Raw genomic sequence first — 17,886 nt, forward strand, 5'->3', positions numbered from 1 at the left:
ACTTGGATCTTTCCGCCCGGGGAACGTCCCATGAGCGTTGCCCTTCCGGGTCCGGTTTCGGGGCCCGTGAGCGGTGTCCTTGCGGGTCCGGCCGTGGATCGCACGGCCTGCCCCCGCCGGCCGTGGATCACACGGCCGTGGCGTCCGGGCCGAGCCGGTCGTGGATGGCGCTCTGCACCTCGGCCTCCTCGGCCGGGTCGGCGGCGAGCCTGCGCAGCCGGTCGGCCACCCGGGCGTCCACGAGCTCCGCGTACTGGGCGGCTACTTCTCTGGTGGTCTCCTCGCAGTCCCACAGGCATTCGACGGCGAAGCCGGTGGCGAAGGAGGGGTCGGTCGCGGCGAGCGCACGGGCGGTGCGGCCGCGCAGTTGGGAGGAGGCGGTCTCGCGGTAGACGTGCCGCAGGACGGGGGCGGCGCAGCAGATGCCGAGCCGTCCGGCCCCGTCGACGAGGGCCCGCAGGAGCGGGGCGTCGGGGCCTTCGGAGCGCACGGTCTCGCGGAGCGCGCCGAGCACCAGCTTCTCGTCGCCCGCCTCGCCGCGTGCGGCGAGCACGCTGGCGGCGGAGGCGCCGAGCTGGTCGGGGCGCTGGACCCAGCCGCGGGCCCGGTCCACGGCCTCGGGGCCGCACATCCGCTCGAAGGCGTGCACGGCCGCTTCGGCCGCGGTCCGCGAGCCGGTGGAGACGGCCGCTTCGATCAGGTCGAGCACGCGGGCGTCGCACGATTCGGCGAGGTAGTGCAGGGCGGCGCCGCGGGCTCCGTCGGTGCCGGAGCGGGCCGCCTCGATGATGGCGTCCCGGTCCTCGGGCCCGGCGACCGCGCCGAGGCACCTGGCCGCGGGAAGGTGCAGGACCGCGCCGCGTTCGAGACCCTCGTCGGCCCAGTCGAAGACCGCCTGGACGCTCCAGCCGGGGCGGGGCCCCGACGGTCGCATCTGGCGCTGCCATCGGTCGAAGGAGCCGGTCTCCCGGGCTGCCCGCACCCGCTTGCCCACCTCGTCGCGCGGGTCCTCGGCCCACAGCCGCCAGGGCCGGGGCTCGAAGGCGTCGCGCACGGTGGCGGCCAGCTCGGCGTCACCCTCGGTGGTGGCCGGGAAGCGGCCGAGCACGGAGGTGGCGAGGCCGCGCAGGCCCGCGTCGTCGTCGCGCAGCGCGAGCTCGTCCAGGGCCCAGGCCCAGTTGGAGCCGGTCGCGGCGTAGCGGCGGAGCAGCGCTAGGGCGTCGCTCCTGCCGTACGAGGCGAGGTGGCCGAGGACGGCGAGGGCGAGCCCGGTCCTGGAGTCCTCGGTGTCGAGGACGTCCTCGGCTCCGAAGAGGTGGCGCTCGATCTGATCGAGCCCGCCGTCGAGGTCCAGGAAGAGCCGCGCGTAGTACAGCGAGCGGTTCTCGACCTGCCAGTCGTGGCGGGGGTCACTCAGTACACAGTGGTTGAGGGCCGCCAGGGCCTCGTCGCGCGGGGCGGCCAGCGCGTGCAGCGTGCCGTCGCCGCGGCCCCGCTGGAGCAGGCCGAGCAGCGTGCCGCTCGGCGCTATGACTGGATCGAACATGGAATTAGCCTCACATCAAGCTGTCGACGCAACCGGGGATTCGTGCCTTGCCCTAGGCCGCGCAGCAACATGAGGGGTCGCCCGCCGTCTTCTGCTTGGTGTAGACCATCTTCCTGCCTCTCGTCGTGGTTCCGGATGACGGAACCCTGCCCCCGATGTAGGGGTTCGACGTCATGATGACCCAGCCATTTCGCCATTGCGACCACATTTACGGCGCCCCTCTCCGCGGGCTCTTCGATGGATCCCCCGTAAACGCTTGGTGGACGCTCAGTTGGCCCCGAACAGGGCGAGCAGGTCCGCCTTGCCGAACATCCGGGCGGTGTCGACCGCGGAGGGCGTCCCGGCGGAAGGATCGGCTCCGCCGGCCAGCAGAGCCTTGATCACGGCGTCCTCGCCCTTGAAGACCGCTCCGGCGAGCGGGGTCTGGCCGCGGTCGTTGGCGCGGTCCGCCTCGGCGCCGCGGGCCAGCAGGGCGGAGACCGCCTCGGCGTGCCCGTGGTAGGCGGCGAGCATCACGAGCGAGTCGCCGCGGTCATTGGTGAGGTTCGCGGGGACCCCTGCGTCGACGTACGCGGCGAGCGCCTCGGCGTCCCCCTGGCGGGCCAGCTCGAAGATCTTGGACGCCAGCTCGACCACCTCGGGATCGAGTTCCTCGCTCATCGACAACTCCTTAGGGGCAACGGAACAAACCCGCACGGCGACAGCGCCGTACGAGTGAATCGACAGGGTACTGCGCACCGGGCGACATGACGTGGCCCACCGGCGGCAAAGATCACCGCGCGTGACGGTTTGACCGGCCGACGGCCGCACAGTGTCCCGCTCCGGGCTGCTTTTCATATCCGCCACTCCAGTGAAAATGGCGGAGTTTCACCCGTTTGCACCTTTTATCGCATAGATACTTCCTGTGAGCCTGGAAGAACTCATGGTGACCGTCCCCATCAACCAGGAGATCCCCAATGATCCTGTCCATCTCAGGTGTGGTGCTGCTCGGAATCATCTGCTTCCTCTTCTTCAAGAAAGACGGACTCAAGGCCTCGCACGCCCTGGTGTGCGCGCTCTTCGGCTTCTACCTCGCGGGCACCGCCATCGCCCCGAGCATCACCGCCGGAGGCGCGAGCCTCGCCAGCCTGCTGGGCGGGATCAAGTTCTGACCTCCCGCCGTCCGCCGTCCCACGGCGGACATCACGGCGGATCCCCTTGCGGACACAACTCCAGGAGAACGATGTGGCCCGGCGACCACTCCCCCGCATTCTGAGCAGCAGCAGCGCATCCATCGTTCGCAGCCGCGAGATCGCGCGCACGGCCGCCGACAGCGCCACCGACGTTCTCCATCCGCTCATCACGATCAGCCGCGGCCTGCGGCTGATCGCCGCCGCCCTGCGCGGCAAATGGGCCGCCACCCCCAAGGAACGGCGTGGTCCCGCGCTGTTCCTGACGGCGGCCGTGGTCCTGGTCGTCGCGCTCATCCCGTACGGGCCGCTCCTCGCCCTGATCACGGTGATGGGCGCGGCCGGCTGGAAGGGCCGGGTGAAACCGGTCGTCTCAACGGGCCCGGACGAGGCCGAAGCCGCCCGCCTCCAGGCGCTCTACGAGGCACTGGTGCCCTACTTCTCCGTCCCCGAGGACCCGAGCCCGCTCTTCTCCCACGGCGGCGAGTGGGACAAGGCCTTCGGCGACCACGCCTTCGACGACAGCGGCCGCCTCACCCGACTCACCATTCGCTACCCCGCGTACTTCACCGACGGCGAGCCCGCGGCGCGGGCCCGCATCGAACAGCTTCTGCACGCCAAGTCGGGGCGCGGCCGCGAGTACCACTTCGCCTGGGACGAGGAGGCCAACCAGCTGACGATGAGCGTCCTGGGCGCGCTGCCCACCTCGATCGCGGCCCAGCGCTTCGTGACCTCGCCGGGCGAGACCGTCCTGGGCTTCACCGACGCGGACGCCGTGCGGCGGACGGTTCCGGTGACCGCGGGAGAGGAGAGCCGCGATGCCCCTCCGGTGATCTGGCGCACCGGCCCCCGCTCCACCGAGCCCCATCTCCTGATCGTCGGCCGCCCCGGTTCGGGCACCACGACGCTGCTCCGCTCGATCGCGCTCCAGGCCCTCCAGCACGGCGATCTGCTGATCGTCGAAGGCAGCGGCACCGGGGAGTACGCCTGCCTGACCGGCCGCTCGGGCGTGCTCGCCGTCGAGTGCGGTCTGGCGGGAGCCCTCGCCACCCTGGAGTGGGCCTCGCACGAGACCGAGCGCCGGCTGATCTCGGCGAACCGGGCCCGCCAGGCGGGCCACCCCGCGCCCGAGGACACCAAGCGCCCGCTGTGGATCCTGCTCGACCGCCCCAGCGTGTTCGCCGACCTGGCCGCGGCCGACGGCCGCCCCGACCCGCAGCACCTGCTCCAGGTCCCGCTGCGGCACGGCCGGGCCGCCGGGGTGACGGTGGTGGTGGCCGAACAGTTCGAGACCCTGGACGACCTGTCCGAGCCCGTACGCTCACACACCCGGGCCAGGGTGGTCCTCGGCCCGGCCTCGCCCGGCCAGGTCGAGTCGGTCCTGGGCGTCCCGCCGCACACCACACCCACCCCCGAGGTCCCGCCCGGCCGCGGCTACGCGCGCCTTGGCACCGGCCCGGTGCTCCGCCTCCAGGTCCCCGCCACGCCGGACCCGTACGACGACGCCACGACCGAGGCCCACCGCCAGGCGGTCCTGGGCCTCCTTCCGGAGCGGGAGGGTCCGGTGGACGCGACGCCGGTGGAGGCCGCGACCGTCCAGACCGCGCCCGCGGACGCGACACCCGTGGAGGCGACACCCGTGGAGGCGGTCCCCGCCGAGGGATGACGGGCCCCCGCCCGGAGGAGCCGGTGGCCGCCGAGCGCTGGAACACCCCGAGGGCTGGAACACCCGCCCCCCGCCCACTTGAGCCCCTTGGGCCCCTTGGGCCCCTTGCGTACGGAGTTGCTCCGTCTAGGCCACGAACGTGCGCGGCGGCTCCGCGCTCCCCGAACCGCCGCCCGTCTCCACCAGGCGGGCCGCCGCCGCGAGACGCACCGCGGCCTCCTCCGCGACCGGGCCGCCCACCGTGAACGGCAGCCGCACATAGCCCTCGAACGCCCCGTCCACGCCGAAGCGCGGCCCCGAGGGCACCCGCACCCCGACGCGCTCGCCGACCTCGGCGATGCGGGAGCCCGACAGGCCTCCGGTGCGCACCCACAGCGTGAGGCCGCCGCGCGGCACGTCGAACTCCCAGCCGGGAAGTTCCCGGCGCACCGCCGCCACCAGGGCGTCCCGGTTCTCGCGGGCCTGGGTCCTGCGCAGTTCGACCGCCTGCTCCCAACCCCCGGTCCCCATAAGCCAGTTGACGGCGAGCTGCTCCAGGACCGGAGTCCCGAGATCCGCATACGCGCGGGCGGCGACCAGCGAGCGGATGATGTCGGGCGCGGCCCGTACCCAGCCGATGCGCATGCCCGCCCAGAACGCCTTGCTCGCCGAACCGACCGTGAGCACCGTGGCTCCGGCGGGGTCGAAGGCACAGACGGGGCGCGGCATGGCGAGGTCCTCGTCGAGCCACAGCTCACTCATGGTCTCGTCCACGACGAGAACCGTTCCGGCCGAGCGGGCCGCGTCCACCAGCTGACGTCGCTGATCCTCGTCGGCGAGCGCACCGGTGGGGTTGTGGAAGTCCGCCACGACATAGGCGAGCCGGGGCGCGGCGTCCCTCAGCACCTGGCGCCAGCGAGGCAGGTCCCAGCCGGCCAGGCCCTCGGCCATGGCGATCGGCACCAGACGGGCGCCCGCCTCGCGCATGAGCTGGAGGATGTTGGCGTAGGAGGGCGACTCGACGGCGATGCGTTCGCCGCGTCCGGCGAACAGATGGCAGATGGCGTCCATCGCCCCCATCGCGCCCGTCGTCACCATGATCTGCTCGGGCATCGTCGGGATGCCGCGCGCGGTGTAGCGGTCGGCGAGCATCTGACGCAGGGCGGGCAGCCCCGCCGGGTAGTCGCCGTGGGTGTGGGCGTACGGCGGAAGCTCTTCGAGCGCGCCCTGGACGCCCCGGGTCAGCCAGGGCTCGGGCGCGGGCAGCGCGGCGCAGCCGAGGTCGATCATCGAGCCGAGCGACTCGGGGGGAAGCGGTTCGAGCCCCCGGCCGGGCAGCGGATGCCCGGCGGGCACGGCGGTCCAGCTGCCCGCGCCGCGCCGCGATTCGAGGAAGCCCTCGCCGCGCAGCGCCTCGTAGGCGGCGGCGACCGTGGTGCGGCTCACCGACAGGGCCACGGCCAGCTCGCGCTCGGCGGGCAGCCGGGCGGCGGCCGGCACCCGGCCCTCCAGGACGAGCAGCCGGATCCCGTCGGCGAGCGCCCGGTAGGCGGGCGGCTTGCGCAGGCCCGTACCGATCGGGCGGGGCTGCTGTGCCTTGAGCTGACGGGCGAGTTGGGCGGGCCCGATCGCCGAGGTCCACTGAGCCATCGAAGTCAGTCCACCTTCCCGGAATTGGCCATGGTTGCAGTCCATTGTGCCGCCTCAGAGTGGCACGGGTCAGTCCACTACCACCACACAGGGGGCCCACCTTGTCCACGCACCTCACCCGGAGGGTGGTCCAGCTCTATGTCGGCCTGGCGCTGTACGGCGTCAGCTCGGGGCTGCTCGTCCGCGCCGGGCTCGGCCTCGAACCCTGGGGGGTGCTGCACCAGGGACTCGCCAAGCACACCGGTCTCTCGATCGGCGTCGTGTCCATCATCGTCGGGGCGGCGGTCCTGCTGCTGTGGATCCCGCTGCGGCAGCGGCCGGGCCTCGGCACGGTCTCCAACGTCTTCGCGATCGGCGTCTTCATGGACGCCACCCTTGCCGTCGTTCCCGATGTGCACGGGCTGCTCGGCCAGGTTCCGCTGACGGCCGCCGCGATCGTCTGCAACGGGGTGGCGACCGGCCTCTACATCTCGGCCCGCTTCGGCCCGGGCCCGCGCGACGGACTGATGACCGGCCTTCACCGGGTGACAGGACGTTCAATTCGGCTCGTGCGCACGTCACTTGAGGTCGTCGTGGTGGCGACCGGCTTCCTGCTCGGCGGCTCACTCGGCATCGGCACGGTCCTGTACGCCCTGGCGATCGGACCGCTCGCCCAGTTCTTCCTCCGCGTCTTCGCGATCCCCGAACCGACTCCGGCGTCGGCCCCGGCCCCGGCCCCGGCCCCGGCCCCGGCCCAAAACCCGAGCCCTCCCACTGCCCCTGCAAGCGCCTACGCCTCGACCTCGACCTCGACCTCTGCAACCGCCTACGCCTCGACCTCGACCTCTGCACCCGCACCCGCACCCGCACCCGCACCCGCACCCGCACCCGCGGGCAACCCCGCCGTCGCACCTGCGTCACCGGAGCACGCGATACTTCCCCGGTGACTCGCGTACGCCACCCCTATCTGGACCATCCCTCGCCGATCCCGTTCGCCCACCGCGGCGGGGCGGCCGACGGCATCGAGAACACGGCGGCCGCCTTCGAGCGTGCGGCCGAGGCCGGTTACCGGTACTTCGAGACCGATGTGCACACCACGGCCGACGGCCGCCTGGTCGCCTTCCACGACGCGACGCTCGACCGGGTCACCGACGCCCGGGGCAGGATCGCCGAGCTGAGCTGGGACGAGGTGAAGCGGGCCCGGGTGGCCGGCCGCGAGCCGCTGCCGCTGTTCGAGGAACTCCTGGGGTCCTTCCCCGAGGCCCGCTGGAACGTGGACCTCAAGACCGAGTCCGCGCTCGCCCCGCTGGTCGACCTGATCCGTCGTACCAACGCCTGGGACCGGGTCTGCGTCGGCTCGTTCTCGGAGGCCAGGGTCGCCAGGGCGCACCGGCTCGCGGGCCCGCGCCTGGCCACCTCCTACGGAGTGCGGGGCGTCGCCGCGCTGCGACTGCGCTCGTACGGGATCCCGGTGCCGCTGCGGCCCGGCGCCGTCAGCGCACAGGTCCCCGAGAGCCAGTACGGCGTCCCGGTCGTGGACCGGCGCTTCGTGCGGACCGCGCACGCGCTCGGCCTCCAGGTCCACGTCTGGACGATCAACGACCCCGAGCGCATGAGGGCGCTGCTCGACCTTGGCGTGGATGGCATCATGACCGATCATCTGGAGACACTGCGCACGGTACTGACCGACCGGGGCGTCTGGCACTGACCCGACCCCCCGGCAGCCACCGCTTCGCGTACGGGCACGAGCGAGGGGCGCGGGTTGAGCACTGAGACCACGGACACGCTGGACCGGCCGGAGCGGCCGGCCGGTGCGGCCGACCGCAAGCGCGAGCAACACGGCTGGTACTTCTACGACTTCGCCTGCTCGGTGTATTCGACGAGCGTGCTCACGGTGTTCCTCGGCCCCTATCTGACCTCGATCGCCAAGTCGGCGGCCGATGTCGACGGGTTCGTGCATCCGCTGGGCATTCCGGTGCGCGCGGGCTCCCTCTTCGCGTACGCGGTCTCCGCCTCGGTGATCTTCGCGGTGATCCTGATGCCGATCGTGGGCGCCGCCGCCGACCGCACCGGCCGCAAGAAGCCGCTCCTGGCGGCCGCCGCCTATACGGGTGCCGCGGCCACGGCCGGGATGTTCTTCCTCGACGGTCACCGCTATCTGCTCGGGGCGGTGCTGCTGATCGTCGCCAACGCGTCCCTGTCCGTGTCGATGGTCCTCTACAACGCCTATCTGCCGCAGATCGCGGGGCCCGAGGAGCGTGACCAGGTCTCGTCGCGGGGCTGGGCGTTCGGCTACACCTCGGGCGCCGGCGTCCTCGTCCTCAACCTGATCCTGTACTCGGGGCACGACGGCTTCGGCCTGTCCGAGTCGACCGCGGTACGGATCTGCCTGGCCTCGGCCGGAGTCTGGTGGGGCGCGTTCACGCTGGTGCCGCTGCGGAGGCTGCGCGACCGCAAGGTCGCGACGGCCGCGGGCCGGGCCGGCGCGGGCGACGGGCGGGTCGGCGCGGGCTGGCGGCAACTGATCTCGACGCTGCGGGACATGCGGGCCCGTCCGCTCACCCTCGCGTTCCTGCTCGCGTACCTCATCTACAACGACGGTGTGCAGACGGTCATCTCGCAGGCCTCGATCTACGGCTCCGAGGAACTCGGCCTGGATCAGGACACGCTCATCGTGGCCGTGCTGCTCGTGCAGGTCCTCGCGGTGGCCGGGGCGCTCGGAATGGGGCGGCTCGCGCGGACGTACGGGGCGAAGCGGACGATCCTCGGCTCGCTCGCCGTCTGGGCGGTGATCCTCGGGGTCGGCTTCTTCCTGCCGGCCCGTCAGCCGGTGCTGTTCTTCGTGCTCGCCGGCGCGATCGGCACGGTGCTCGGCGGCAGCCAGGCGCTTTCGAGGTCGCTTTTCTCACACATGGTGCCGAGCGGCAAGGAGGCCGAGTACTTCTCGGCCTACGAGATGAGCGACCGCGGCCTGAGCTGGCTGGGGCCATTGGTGTTCGGTCTCGCGTATCAGCTGACCGGGAGCTACCGGGATGCCATCATCTCGCTGGTGGTCTTCTTCGCGGTGGGATTCGTACTGCTCGCCCGGGTGCCGGTGCGGGCCGCCGTGGCCGCCGCGGGGAATCCCGTTCCGGCGCGGATTTAGACGTTGAAGTGAAAGGCCGGTAGTGTACGCCTTTGGCCTGCCAGGCGGACCGTTACTGCGTGCTCAAGTAGAGAAGACGCTGGGTGACATCTGCTGTCAGATGTGACAAACCGGTCACTGGTGGGTACAACAAGGGGCGGCACGACGGCGACGCATGACCCAGAACGGGAATCTTTACCGCCGACCGGACGTTGACCGGATGACGACGACAGTGACACCTGTCCTGTGGGCGACAAGCCCGGGAGGCACGATTCATGAGTGAGCGAGCTCTTCGCGGCACGCGCCTCGTGGTGACGAGCTACGAGACCGACCGCGGCATCGATCTGGCCCCGCGCCAGGCCGTGGAGTACGCATGCGAGAAGGGACATCGCTTTGAGATGCCCTTCTCGGTGGAGGCGGAGATTCCGCCGGAGTGGGAGTGCAAGGTCTGCGGGGCCCCCGCACTCCTGGTGGACGGCGACGGCCCTGAAGAGAAGAAGGGCAAGCCCGCGCGTACGCATTGGGACATGCTCATGGAGCGGCGCACCCGCGAGGAGCTGGAGGAGGTTCTGGCCGAAAGGCTGGAGGTCCTTCGTTCCGGCACCATGAACATTGCCGTGCATCCGCGCGACAGCCGCAAGTCCGCCTGATCGCGCAGTTCGGCGATACAGCGCACAACAGCTGAGGGTCGGTCACACCATCTGGTGTGACCGACCCTCAGCTTTTGCGTGGGCCGCGCGCGTTCGCCCTGCTCCTGTTCCTGCTCCTGCTCCTGCCCTGCCGCTGCTCGGATGAGGGCCCTGGGTCGGGGGTCGGGAGTCGGAGTCGGATGGGATATGACCCAGGCCCGTGGTGCGCCGCGCGGTCCCGCGCACGGAAGGCACGGACAGGGAGGGAGCCGGAGGCCGACGGTCAGGGGCCGCCGACCCGACGTCAGGGACCCCGAGGCCAAGAACCCGACGTCAGGGCCCGAGGTCAAAGACCCGACGTCAGGAGACCAGCGGTCAGGACCCGAGGCGATGGAACCGAGGTCAGGAGACCAGCGGCGGACGCGGGCCGCGGTCCTCGCCCGGCGGGTATGCGGAGGACCCGTCCTCCCTGATGACCTCGCCCGGCACGACCTTGCCGTCGGGATAGTGGATGCGGGCCTGCTGGAAGGCGTCCCCGAGGGGGCCGCCGCCCGCGGCCCGCATCCGCTTGTCCAGCGAGCGCTGGGCGAAGCGGGTGACGTACTTCCGCACCGGCGGGAGCAGGCAGAGCAGCCCCAGCGCGTCCGAGACGAAGCCGGGGATGATGAGGAGCAGGCCGCCGAGCATCGTCAGGGCGTTGCCCTCGCCCCCGCCCTTCGCGGCCGTGGGGGCCGCGCCGGACTGCTGCTCCTTGAACGCCTCGGTGAGGTTGCGGAAGGCGCGGCGGCCGGCCCGCTTGATGACGTAGCTGCCGAGCAGCAGGCCGCCGATGAGCAGCAGCACCACCAGGAGCCCGCTGGTGGCCGAGGCCACCACGGTGAGCAGCCAGATCTCCAGGACAAGCCAGGCGGCGATCCCCAGGGGTACGAAGGTGCGTGCGCGCGAGCGCTTGGGCGCGGTCGGAGGCGGAGTGCCGGTCGTCATGCTCCCAGTGTGCCTGGGAGCCGATCGGGACGACGTAAGGAAGAGATCAGTACGCCCTGGTCAGGGACCCAGGCCCCGTGAACGATCCGCCCCTGAACAGTCCGGCCCCATGGACGACCCGCCCACGTGAACGACCCGACCACGTGGGCACCGCGGTCACGTGGGCACCCCGGTCACGTGGGCACGCCGCTTACATGGCTGCCCCGCGCCACCTCGGCGAACCGACCACCGGCCACGTGGGTACCCCCGGCACCCGTCCGCCCGCCCGCTCGTCCGCCCGTCCGTCCGCCCGGCCGCTCGTCCGCCCGGCCGCTCGTCCGCCCGGCCGCTCGTCCGCCCGTCCGTCCGCCCGGCCGAGACGCCCCGGCCCCTTCCGGGCTACCGCTTGCGGCCCAGCAGCTTGTTGGCGCGGGACTCGACGCCCCAGGCGGTGACCCGCCAGAGCGCCTCGACCAGGATGTCGTTGCTCATCTTGGAGTCGCCGCGTTCGCGCTCGACGAACGTGATGGGCACCTCCACCACGTGGAAGCCCTCGGCGACCGCCCGGCGGGCGAGGTCCACCTGGAAGCAGTAGCCGGCCGAGGCGACCTCGTCGAGGCCGAGGCCTTCGAGGGTCTCGCGGCGGAAGGCCCGGAAGCCGCCGGTGACATCCCGGATCGGGACGCCGAGGAGCAGCCGGGAGTACGTGGAGCCGCCGCGCGAGATGTACTCGCGGTACTTGGGCCAGTTCACGATCCGGCCGCCGGGCACCCAGCGGGAGCCGAGCACCAGGTCGGCACCCTTGAGCGCGGTGAGCAGCCGGGGCAGTTCCTCGGGCTGGTGGGAGCCGTCGGCGTCCATCTCGACGAGGACGCCGTAGTCGTGCTCGATGCCCCAGCGGAAACCCGCCAGATAGGCGGCGCCGAGGCCTTCCTTGCCCTTGCGGTGCAGCACGTGCACCTGGTCGTCCTCGGCCGCGATCTCGTCCGCGAACTTGCCCGTGCCGTCGGGGCTGTTGTCGTCGGCGACGAGGACGTGGGCCTCGGGGACCGCCGCCCTGACCCGGGCGACGATGGGCTTGATGTTCTCCGCCTCGTTGTAGGTCGGAATGATCACCAAGGCCTTGCCCAGCGGGCCGTACCGCCTCTGACCGCCGTCGTTCACTGCTGCCCCTTATTGTCCGTACGCAGGGGTCCACCATAGCGAGCGGTCGTGATCAGGCCGTACCGCGAGGGTGTGTGGTGTCGGATGCGCCCGGATGGCGGCGGGGATCCGCCGGAATGCCGGATGTCATGAACGTGTCGGTACGGGGGCCCGGCGCCCTTCGGGCCGACCTGGGACCCGCTGGCTGCGGGTCGACCGAAAGCCGTTGTCTACTGAGCATCCGGGCCCCACCCGGGTCGCACCTTCCCCGGGCCCTCGGCGGGCAGGGGGGACGCCCTCACGGCTGAAACCTTCCCTCGCCCCCGAGGCGCGGGCGCTGAACCTGGCTGCCAGTGGTGGTGCGCCGGTGCGGCACACCACCCCATGACCCAGCGGCGTTCGACGACTGCGTGGAGGATCAACCGGTCGGACAGTCCTGTGGTGGACTCGGCCGAACCTACCGGCCCGTTGCCGCGTTCTGTCAACAGCCGATTGAGCTGCGACGTTTTTTCAAATCCCCAGGTCAGTCCCGAAGATCCGCAGGTCGTGGCGATGCCGTGACAGCCACCCGTCGGCGGTACGAAATGTCCCTATGTCACTCGTTCGGACGCGCGAATACCGTTTGTCCGAACACCACGGTGCGCAGACAGACCGGCAGGGCCGCGCCCGGAGTGAGGTCCGGCAGGCCCGGGGTGCCCGAGCGCGGGTCGGTGGACCAGCGGGCCACCCGGTCGTCCGGGGCCTGCACCACCAGGTCCTCGGCGCGCCAGACCGCGTAGTCGGCCGGGGCGCCCGGCACCAGCGTCCCCGCGTCGTCCCGGCCGAGCGCGCGCCAGCCGCCCCGGGTGTGAGCGGTGAAGGCGGCACGGGCGGAGACGCGGTGCTCGGGCGTGTGGTGGAAGGCGGCCGCGCGCATGGCCGCCCAGGGGCCCAGCGGGGTCACCGGGGCGTCGGAGCCGAAGGCGAGCGGCACGCCGGCCCGCAGCAGGGCCGCGTACGGGTTGAGGGTGCGGGCCCGCTCGACGCCGAGACGCTCGGCGTACATGCCGTCCTCGCCGCCCCACAGCGCGTCGAAGGCGGGCTGTACGGAAGCGGTGAGCCCGAGCTCGGCGAAGGCGGCGATCGACTCGGGCGTGAGCATCTCGGCGTGCTCGACGCGGTGCCGGGCGCCCCGGATCCGGGCGAGGCCGACCTGCTCCGCGGCGGCCCGTACGCCCTCGACGACCGCGCCGAGGGCGGCGTCCCCGATCGCATGGAACCCGGCCTGGATGCCGGCCTCGGTGCAGGCGGCCACATGGGCGGCGACCTCGGCGGCGTCCAGGTGACGGGCTCCGGAGTGCGGGGCGTCCGCGTACGGGGCGTGCAGGCAGGCGGTGTGGGAGCCGAGGGAGCCGTCCACGAAGAGGTCACCGGCCGCACCGACCGCGCCGAGTTCGCGGATGCGATCCACGTCCTTGGCCCCGGCGACGCGCTCGGCCCAGTAGCCGAAGACCCGGGGGCCGGCGTTGTCGCGGGCGAGCGCGAGCAGGGAGGTGAAGTCGTCCTCGTCGGAGATGTCGGGGCCGCCGCACTCGTGCACGCTGCCGATGCCGAGCGAGGCGGCCCGCCCCAGCGCCGCGCGCTGGGCCTCGGTGCGCTGGCGCGGGGTGATCGCACCGTGGGCCGCGGCCCGCACCGCATGGTGGGCGGCGCCCGTCAGCGGCTCGCCGTCCCGGTATCCGGCCAGGTCACGGACGCCCGGGACCAGGTCGAGCAGGCCGGTGGTGACGACGGCGGAGTGCACGTCGATGCGCGGCAGATACAGCGGGCGTCCGCCGGTGGCCGCGTCGAGCTCGGCCCGCGAGGGGTGGCGCCGCTCGGGCCAGCGCGCCGAATCCCAGCCGTTGCCGAGCAGCACCTTGTCGTCGGGGCGGGCGGCGGCGTGGGCGCGCACGGCGTCGAGGGCCTCGGCCAGGGTGCGGGCCGAGGACAGGTCGAGGCCGGTCAGGGCGAGGCCGGTGGCGGTGGTGTGCACATGTGCGTCGGTGAACGCGGGGGTGACGAGGGCGCCTTCGAGGTCGACGACCTCGTCGACGCCACTGGCGAAGGCGTCCGCGGCGCCCTCCGAGCCGACCCAGGCGACGTGGCCGCGTTCGACGACCATCGCGGTGGCGAAGGGGTCGGCGGGGCTGTGCACGTCACCGCCGCGCAGCAGGACGGTGCGCCCGCCGGACTCTTCGGTGGGGTCTTCGGTCGTGGAACTCGCGGAACTCATGGAGGACAGCCTAGATATGCGGCGGCCGCGCCTCGTACGGGGTCGACAGGACCACCGTCGTCCGGGTCGAGACGCCGGCCAGGGTGCGAATGCGGGTGAGCAGGTGCTCCAGCTCCAGCGGGGTGGCGACCCGTACCTTGAGGATGTAGTTCTCGTCCCCGGCCACGCTGTGGCAGGCCTCCAGCTCCGGCACGCCGGCGAGGCGCTCCGCGATGTCGTCGGGGGCGCTGGGGTCGAAGGGCTTGACCGAGATGAACGCGGTCAGCGGCAGGCCCACCGCCTCGGGGTCCACGACGGCCGCGTATCCGCGGATGACCCCGCGCTGCTCCAGCCGCCGTACGCGCTGGTGCACCGCCGAGGTGGACAGGCCGGTGGCCTTGCCCAGGTCGGTGTAGCTCATCCGCCCGTCCTTGACGAGCAGATCCACAATCTGACGGTCCAGCTCCTCCATGACGATCAACCTATGGCCCCGGGTGCCCTCCGGCACAGTCGGGAGACGTCCGAAAGGGCACCTGCGGGCGGCATGTGACGAACGCCACAGGTTCGCGGACGGCCGGACGGGGGGCCGGTGGTTATCGCCACGGCTTGGCGGGAAGTGCTTGCTTTGGTCGCGGCCGCGGCGCAAATGCCGGCCCACCCGAGGGGGAGTGTCCCAATGCAGAATCCCAAGCGAACCGGACGTACGGAACGCGAACGTGGCGAATTGGAGCCTGTCGATATCGCCGGCCTCGTCGAGGACGAGGACTCGTTCGACGCGTACGACACCTTCGAGATGTACCGGGTCATCTGCCCGGACTGCGCCCAGCCGATCGCGCTGCTCGCCGACGAGGAGGAGCTGCCGGAGCACGCGCTGTGCCCGAGCCCCTGGAATCCGTTCGTGCTCACGGTGTGTGCCGGGACCGGGCGCCCCGCCGCGGCGGCGAAGGCGGCCGACGAGACGCTTGAGGTCCAGGAGCAGGACACCGCACTGCTGTTGACGCTCCCTCAGGGGCTCGACTGGCGCACCCAGCCGTTCTCGCACGTCGGCGGCCCGGGCTCGCGCCCGTTGCGCGTGCCGCAGATGCGCCGCGCCGCCTGACCGCGCGCCCGCTGTGACGGCCGGACGCCACCGGGGGGCGTCCGGCCGTCACCTCCGGGTCCCGGTACGCACCGCGCACCGCCCTTCCTCAACTCCAGTACGTGCCAAGCACCATGGCCTCCAGCGTGGCCCGGTGCAGGATCAACGCGTCCGGATCCAGCGGCGGTTCGACCTCACCGAAGTGCACCTGCCGGTAGGCGATCCGCAGCATGACCACGGCGTGCCGCAGCGCCGCGTACAGGGTGTGGAACTCCATGTCGCGCGGGGTGTGTCCGGTGAGTTCGGCGTACCGCCGCTCGATGTCCGCGCGCCGCAGGAAGTCCGGCAGGCCGGGCTGGCCGAAACCCACCGTGAGGTCCTGGAAGAAGCGGTGCAGATAGACGGTCCAGCCGAGGTCCAGTTCGCGCGGGCCGCAGGCGGCCATCTCCCAGTCGAGGACGGCGGCCGGCTCGAAGCCGTCGTAGACGATGTTCCCGATGCGGGCGTCGCCCCAGTTGAGGACGGCGGGGCCCTCGTCCTCGGGCCAGTGCGCGTCGAGCCAGTCGAAGGCCGCCTCGATGAGGGGTGAACGCGGCACCCCGTCAACCACCCATGCGTAGTAGTCCCGTTGGGCCGCCACATGCCGCTTGAGCGCGGAGCCCTGCGGGAACTTCGCCGGCAACAGGAACTCGGCCTCACGGGGCGGGACTTGGTCGTGCAGGCGGGCCAGTACGGACAGGGTGCCCTCCTGGAGGCGGGCCCGCTCGGCGTCGGTCGCCGCGTGCAGCCAATTGCCCTCGTACGTATAGGGCATGACGTCCGGCGGTACGCGCCCCTCGGCCCGGTCCATCACGAAGAACGGCGCACCGAGCGGCGCCGGGTCCTCCTCCAGCCAGCGCACGCGCGGCACGGGGACGTCGGTGTGCTCGGCGACCAGGCTCATCACGCGGTGCTGGCGGGCCATGTCGTACACCGGGAAGACGGTGTACGCGGCCGGGTCCGCGGCGAGCCGCAGCGCGCAGGCGCGGACGGGGGTGTCGGGGTGCTCGATGTCGAAGAGCAGGGTCTCGCTGGACATGCCGTTGGAGGACGGCACCCGGATGTCGGTGACCCGGGCGCCGGGTAGTCGGACGTCCAGCCAGGCGGTGAGGCGACGGCCGACGTCCTCGGGGTCGCGGGTGGAGGTGCGGGGGCGCGGCGCGGTGGCCAAGGCGGTGCTCCTTTCACGGCGAACGACGGACGACGAACCACGAGCGACTAGCGACCCGCGACCAGCGACCAGCGACCAGCGACGGGCGACCAGCGACGGGCGACGGGCGACGGGCGAGCGGCGACGGACGCAGCGCGAGCGGCGAACAGCGAGTGGGCGGCTGGGTCAGGGGGCGACGGAGGAGTAGTCCGTGAAGCCGCTGGGGTCGTGGCGGCCGAAGCTGCCGTGCTCGAAGATCCCGTAACCGGTCCGCCCGTCCAGGGTGAAGCGGGCCGCGTGGTCGGTGACGCCGTAGGCGGCCATGGGGTGGGCGGCCGGGTCGGACAGGTCGTAGACCTGCCGGTCGATCCAGTCGCGGCCCTGCCAGGTGCCGTGCTGCCAGCCGTCGGCGGGCGGGTATCCGGCGCCGACCGCGAGCGGCGAGGAGGCGAGGATCTCCACGCCGAGTTCGAGGGGTTTGCGGGACTGGTCGGTGAGGTGGATGACAGCACGTTCGGGGTGCCGGGTGCCGGAGCGATACGTGATGTCGGCCTGGGGCCAGCCGAGTTGGGCGTCGGGCTGCCCGTCGCGCACCAGCGCGGCCTCGTTGAGCGTGCGGTAGCCGTCGGCGTCCTCCTGGGCGATGACCATGACGAACCGGTCGTCGAACCGGGCCGGCACCCACAGCCAGTGGAAGCCCTCGGGCCGGTACTCGGCGCCGCGCCCGGCCTCCTCGCCGGGGATCGGCCGCACACCCCAACTGCGGTCACGCGTCCCGGTCCACTCCCCCGCCGTGACGGGTATCTCCTCGCCGCCCACCCGGATGACCCCGGTGCAGTGGCCCGCCTGCACGAACCGCCGCCCCTCAAGCGTCAGCCGGCCGCCGCTGCGCTGCACGTGATGGGGTTCCCACAGCGCGGGGAAGTCCGCGTTCCAGACGATGTCGTACGAGAGCGAACTCGGGTCGCGCGGATCGGGAGCGCAGTGGAGCGAGAGGCGGCTCAGCGGGACGTCAACGGTGATCCGTAGGGGGCCGACGGCCAGGTTCATACGGTCGTCGGTGAGGGCGTCGGAGGCGCGGACGGCGTGCAGTCGGTCGCCTACGCGGAGGGTGGCGTAGGCGTCGATCACCCCCGTGTTCGGGTAGACCCCGAGGCCCGCGATCAGCAGGGCTCGGCCCTGGTGGTCGAAGACGTGGAAGATGCAGCGGTCGTAGGCGTTGCGGTCGCCCGTCGCGACGTGGCGCATCGAGAGGGGGGCCTGGTGGATGGGGTACTCGTCGAGTGGGGCGGGGCGGTTCTGGGGCATCGGCAACCTCCATGCGTCCGGGGCCACCTGACGGTACGTCAGCTCCTGGGCTCCCGCCATACCCTGGGCGGCGGGCCTTGCCCCCAGGGGTTCGCCCACCCGCCCTCCCGTGACCCGGGGTTGGTTGGTTCCGGCCCCTGGGGCTGCGCCCCAGACCCCCTGAGGGGCTGCGCCCCTCGGACCCCCGCAGGGGGCTGCGCCCCCTGCACCCCCGGTTCGGGGCTCCGCCC

Annotated in this window: 15 protein-coding genes and 1 pseudogene; 7 read left to right on the forward strand and 9 right to left on the reverse strand. The window is 72.3% G+C overall.

Annotation, left to right across the window (positions count from 1 at the left end; translation table 11 throughout):
• Positions 1-127: 127 nt before the first annotated feature.
• Complete coding sequence (locus ACFYNP_RS35810; RefSeq protein ID WP_388791398.1) at positions 128-1,546, reverse strand: HEAT repeat domain-containing protein; 1,419 nt, start codon at positions 1,544-1,546, stop codon at positions 128-130.
• A gap of 267 nt (positions 1,547-1,813) precedes the next feature.
• Positions 1,814-2,206, reverse strand: coding sequence for an ankyrin repeat domain-containing protein (locus tag ACFYNP_RS35815; protein ID WP_388420424.1), 393 nt, complete (start codon positions 2,204-2,206; stop codon positions 1,814-1,816).
• A 296-nt stretch (positions 2,207-2,502) separates the two neighbouring features.
• Here ACFYNP_RS35815 and ACFYNP_RS35820 point away from each other — a divergent pair, with 296 nt between their 5' ends.
• Both ACFYNP_RS35820 and ACFYNP_RS35825 read left to right on the forward strand, forming a co-directional pair.
• The gene (locus ACFYNP_RS35820; RefSeq protein ID WP_100577357.1) at positions 2,503-2,697 is read left to right on the forward strand and encodes a hypothetical protein; all 195 of its coding nucleotides are present in this window, start codon (positions 2,503-2,505) and stop codon (positions 2,695-2,697) included.
• 73 nt (positions 2,698-2,770) lie between these two features.
• Positions 2,771-4,381 (forward strand): ATP-binding protein, encoded by a 1,611-nt coding sequence (locus ACFYNP_RS35825; RefSeq protein ID WP_388791400.1) that lies wholly within the window; start codon positions 2,771-2,773, stop codon positions 4,379-4,381.
• 126 nt (positions 4,382-4,507) lie between these two features.
• Here the strand turns inward: ACFYNP_RS35825 and ACFYNP_RS35830 are convergent, their stop codons facing one another.
• The gene (locus tag ACFYNP_RS35830) at positions 4,508-6,010 is read right to left on the reverse strand and encodes a PLP-dependent aminotransferase family protein (protein WP_388420426.1); all 1,503 of its coding nucleotides are present in this window, start codon (positions 6,008-6,010) and stop codon (positions 4,508-4,510) included.
• Between the two features lie 101 nt (positions 6,011-6,111).
• Between ACFYNP_RS35830 and ACFYNP_RS35835 the strand changes: the two are divergent.
• From ACFYNP_RS35835 to ACFYNP_RS35850, 4 genes and pseudogenes are all read left to right on the forward strand, one after another.
• A pseudogene (locus tag ACFYNP_RS35835) lies at positions 6,112-6,702 on the forward strand (YitT family protein); the annotation flags it as partial.
• 230 nt (positions 6,703-6,932) lie between these two features.
• The gene (locus ACFYNP_RS35840) at positions 6,933-7,697 is read left to right on the forward strand and encodes a glycerophosphodiester phosphodiesterase (RefSeq protein WP_388791402.1); all 765 of its coding nucleotides are present in this window, start codon (positions 6,933-6,935) and stop codon (positions 7,695-7,697) included.
• 54 nt (positions 7,698-7,751) lie between these two features.
• Positions 7,752-9,134, forward strand: a complete 1,383-nt coding sequence (locus ACFYNP_RS35845) for an MFS transporter (RefSeq protein WP_388791404.1) — start codon at positions 7,752-7,754, stop codon at positions 9,132-9,134.
• A gap of 254 nt (positions 9,135-9,388) precedes the next feature.
• Positions 9,389-9,763, forward strand: a complete 375-nt coding sequence (locus ACFYNP_RS35850) for an RNA polymerase-binding protein RbpA (RefSeq protein ID WP_053724453.1) — start codon at positions 9,389-9,391, stop codon at positions 9,761-9,763.
• Between the two features lie 381 nt (positions 9,764-10,144).
• Here ACFYNP_RS35850 and fxsA read toward each other — a convergent pair whose 3' ends face one another.
• From fxsA to ACFYNP_RS35870, 4 genes are all read right to left on the reverse strand, one after another.
• The gene (fxsA, locus tag ACFYNP_RS35855) at positions 10,145-10,726 is read right to left on the reverse strand and encodes an FxsA family membrane protein (RefSeq protein ID WP_388791406.1); all 582 of its coding nucleotides are present in this window, start codon (positions 10,724-10,726) and stop codon (positions 10,145-10,147) included.
• A 378-nt stretch (positions 10,727-11,104) separates the two neighbouring features.
• Positions 11,105-11,869 carry a polyprenol monophosphomannose synthase gene (locus tag ACFYNP_RS35860; protein ID WP_388420431.1) on the reverse strand — a complete coding sequence of 255 codons (765 nt, stop codon included), beginning with the start codon at positions 11,867-11,869 and terminating at the stop codon, positions 11,105-11,107.
• Between the two features lie 574 nt (positions 11,870-12,443).
• Positions 12,444-14,102, reverse strand: coding sequence for an amidohydrolase (locus ACFYNP_RS35865; RefSeq protein ID WP_388791408.1), 1,659 nt, complete (start codon positions 14,100-14,102; stop codon positions 12,444-12,446).
• A gap of 10 nt (positions 14,103-14,112) precedes the next feature.
• On the reverse strand, positions 14,113-14,553 hold the full coding sequence (locus tag ACFYNP_RS35870) for an Lrp/AsnC family transcriptional regulator (RefSeq protein ID WP_053724457.1): 441 nt from the start codon (positions 14,551-14,553) through the stop codon (positions 14,113-14,115).
• 204 nt (positions 14,554-14,757) lie between these two features.
• On the opposite strand from ACFYNP_RS35870, the gene ACFYNP_RS35875 reads away from it, so the two are divergent.
• Positions 14,758-15,180, forward strand: coding sequence for a hypothetical protein (locus tag ACFYNP_RS35875; protein WP_388420433.1), 423 nt, complete (start codon positions 14,758-14,760; stop codon positions 15,178-15,180).
• A gap of 88 nt (positions 15,181-15,268) precedes the next feature.
• Here the strand turns inward: ACFYNP_RS35875 and ACFYNP_RS35880 are convergent, their stop codons facing one another.
• Together ACFYNP_RS35880 and ACFYNP_RS35885 are read right to left on the reverse strand one after the other, a co-directional pair.
• The gene (locus ACFYNP_RS35880; protein ID WP_388791410.1) at positions 15,269-16,369 is read right to left on the reverse strand and encodes a phosphotransferase family protein; all 1,101 of its coding nucleotides are present in this window, start codon (positions 16,367-16,369) and stop codon (positions 15,269-15,271) included.
• Between the two features lie 165 nt (positions 16,370-16,534).
• Positions 16,535-17,656 carry a hypothetical protein gene (locus tag ACFYNP_RS35885; RefSeq protein ID WP_388420435.1) on the reverse strand — a complete coding sequence of 374 codons (1,122 nt, stop codon included), beginning with the start codon at positions 17,654-17,656 and terminating at the stop codon, positions 16,535-16,537.
• Between the last annotated feature and the right edge of the window lie 230 nt (positions 17,657-17,886).

The sequence above is a fragment of the Streptomyces sp. NPDC006691 genome, assembly GCF_042869955.1.
Lineage (GTDB): Bacteria > Actinomycetota > Actinomycetes > Streptomycetales > Streptomycetaceae > Streptomyces.

Excerpts from the sequence above, each read along its gene's own strand:
- ACFYNP_RS35810 (WP_388791398.1), bottom strand. The coding sequence starts at position 1,546 with ATGTTCGATCCAGTCATAGCGCCGAGCGGCACGCTGCTCGGCCTGCTC.
- ACFYNP_RS35815 (WP_388420424.1), bottom strand. The coding sequence starts at position 2,206 with ATGAGCGAGGAACTCGATCCCGAGGTGGTCGAGCTGGCGTCCAAGATC.
- ACFYNP_RS35820 (WP_100577357.1), top strand. The coding sequence starts at position 2,503 with ATGATCCTGTCCATCTCAGGTGTGGTGCTGCTCGGAATCATCTGCTTC.
- ACFYNP_RS35830 (WP_388420426.1), bottom strand. The coding sequence starts at position 6,010 with ATGGCTCAGTGGACCTCGGCGATCGGGCCCGCCCAACTCGCCCGTCAG.
- ACFYNP_RS35850 (WP_053724453.1), top strand. The coding sequence starts at position 9,389 with ATGAGTGAGCGAGCTCTTCGCGGCACGCGCCTCGTGGTGACGAGCTAC.
- fxsA (WP_388791406.1), bottom strand. The coding sequence starts at position 10,726 with ATGACGACCGGCACTCCGCCTCCGACCGCGCCCAAGCGCTCGCGCGCA.
- ACFYNP_RS35865 (WP_388791408.1), bottom strand. The coding sequence starts at position 14,102 with ATGAGTTCCGCGAGTTCCACGACCGAAGACCCCACCGAAGAGTCCGGC.
- ACFYNP_RS35870 (WP_053724457.1), bottom strand. The coding sequence starts at position 14,553 with ATGGAGGAGCTGGACCGTCAGATTGTGGATCTGCTCGTCAAGGACGGG.
- ACFYNP_RS35875 (WP_388420433.1), top strand. The coding sequence starts at position 14,758 with ATGCAGAATCCCAAGCGAACCGGACGTACGGAACGCGAACGTGGCGAA.
- ACFYNP_RS35885 (WP_388420435.1), bottom strand. The coding sequence starts at position 17,656 with ATGCCCCAGAACCGCCCCGCCCCACTCGACGAGTACCCCATCCACCAG.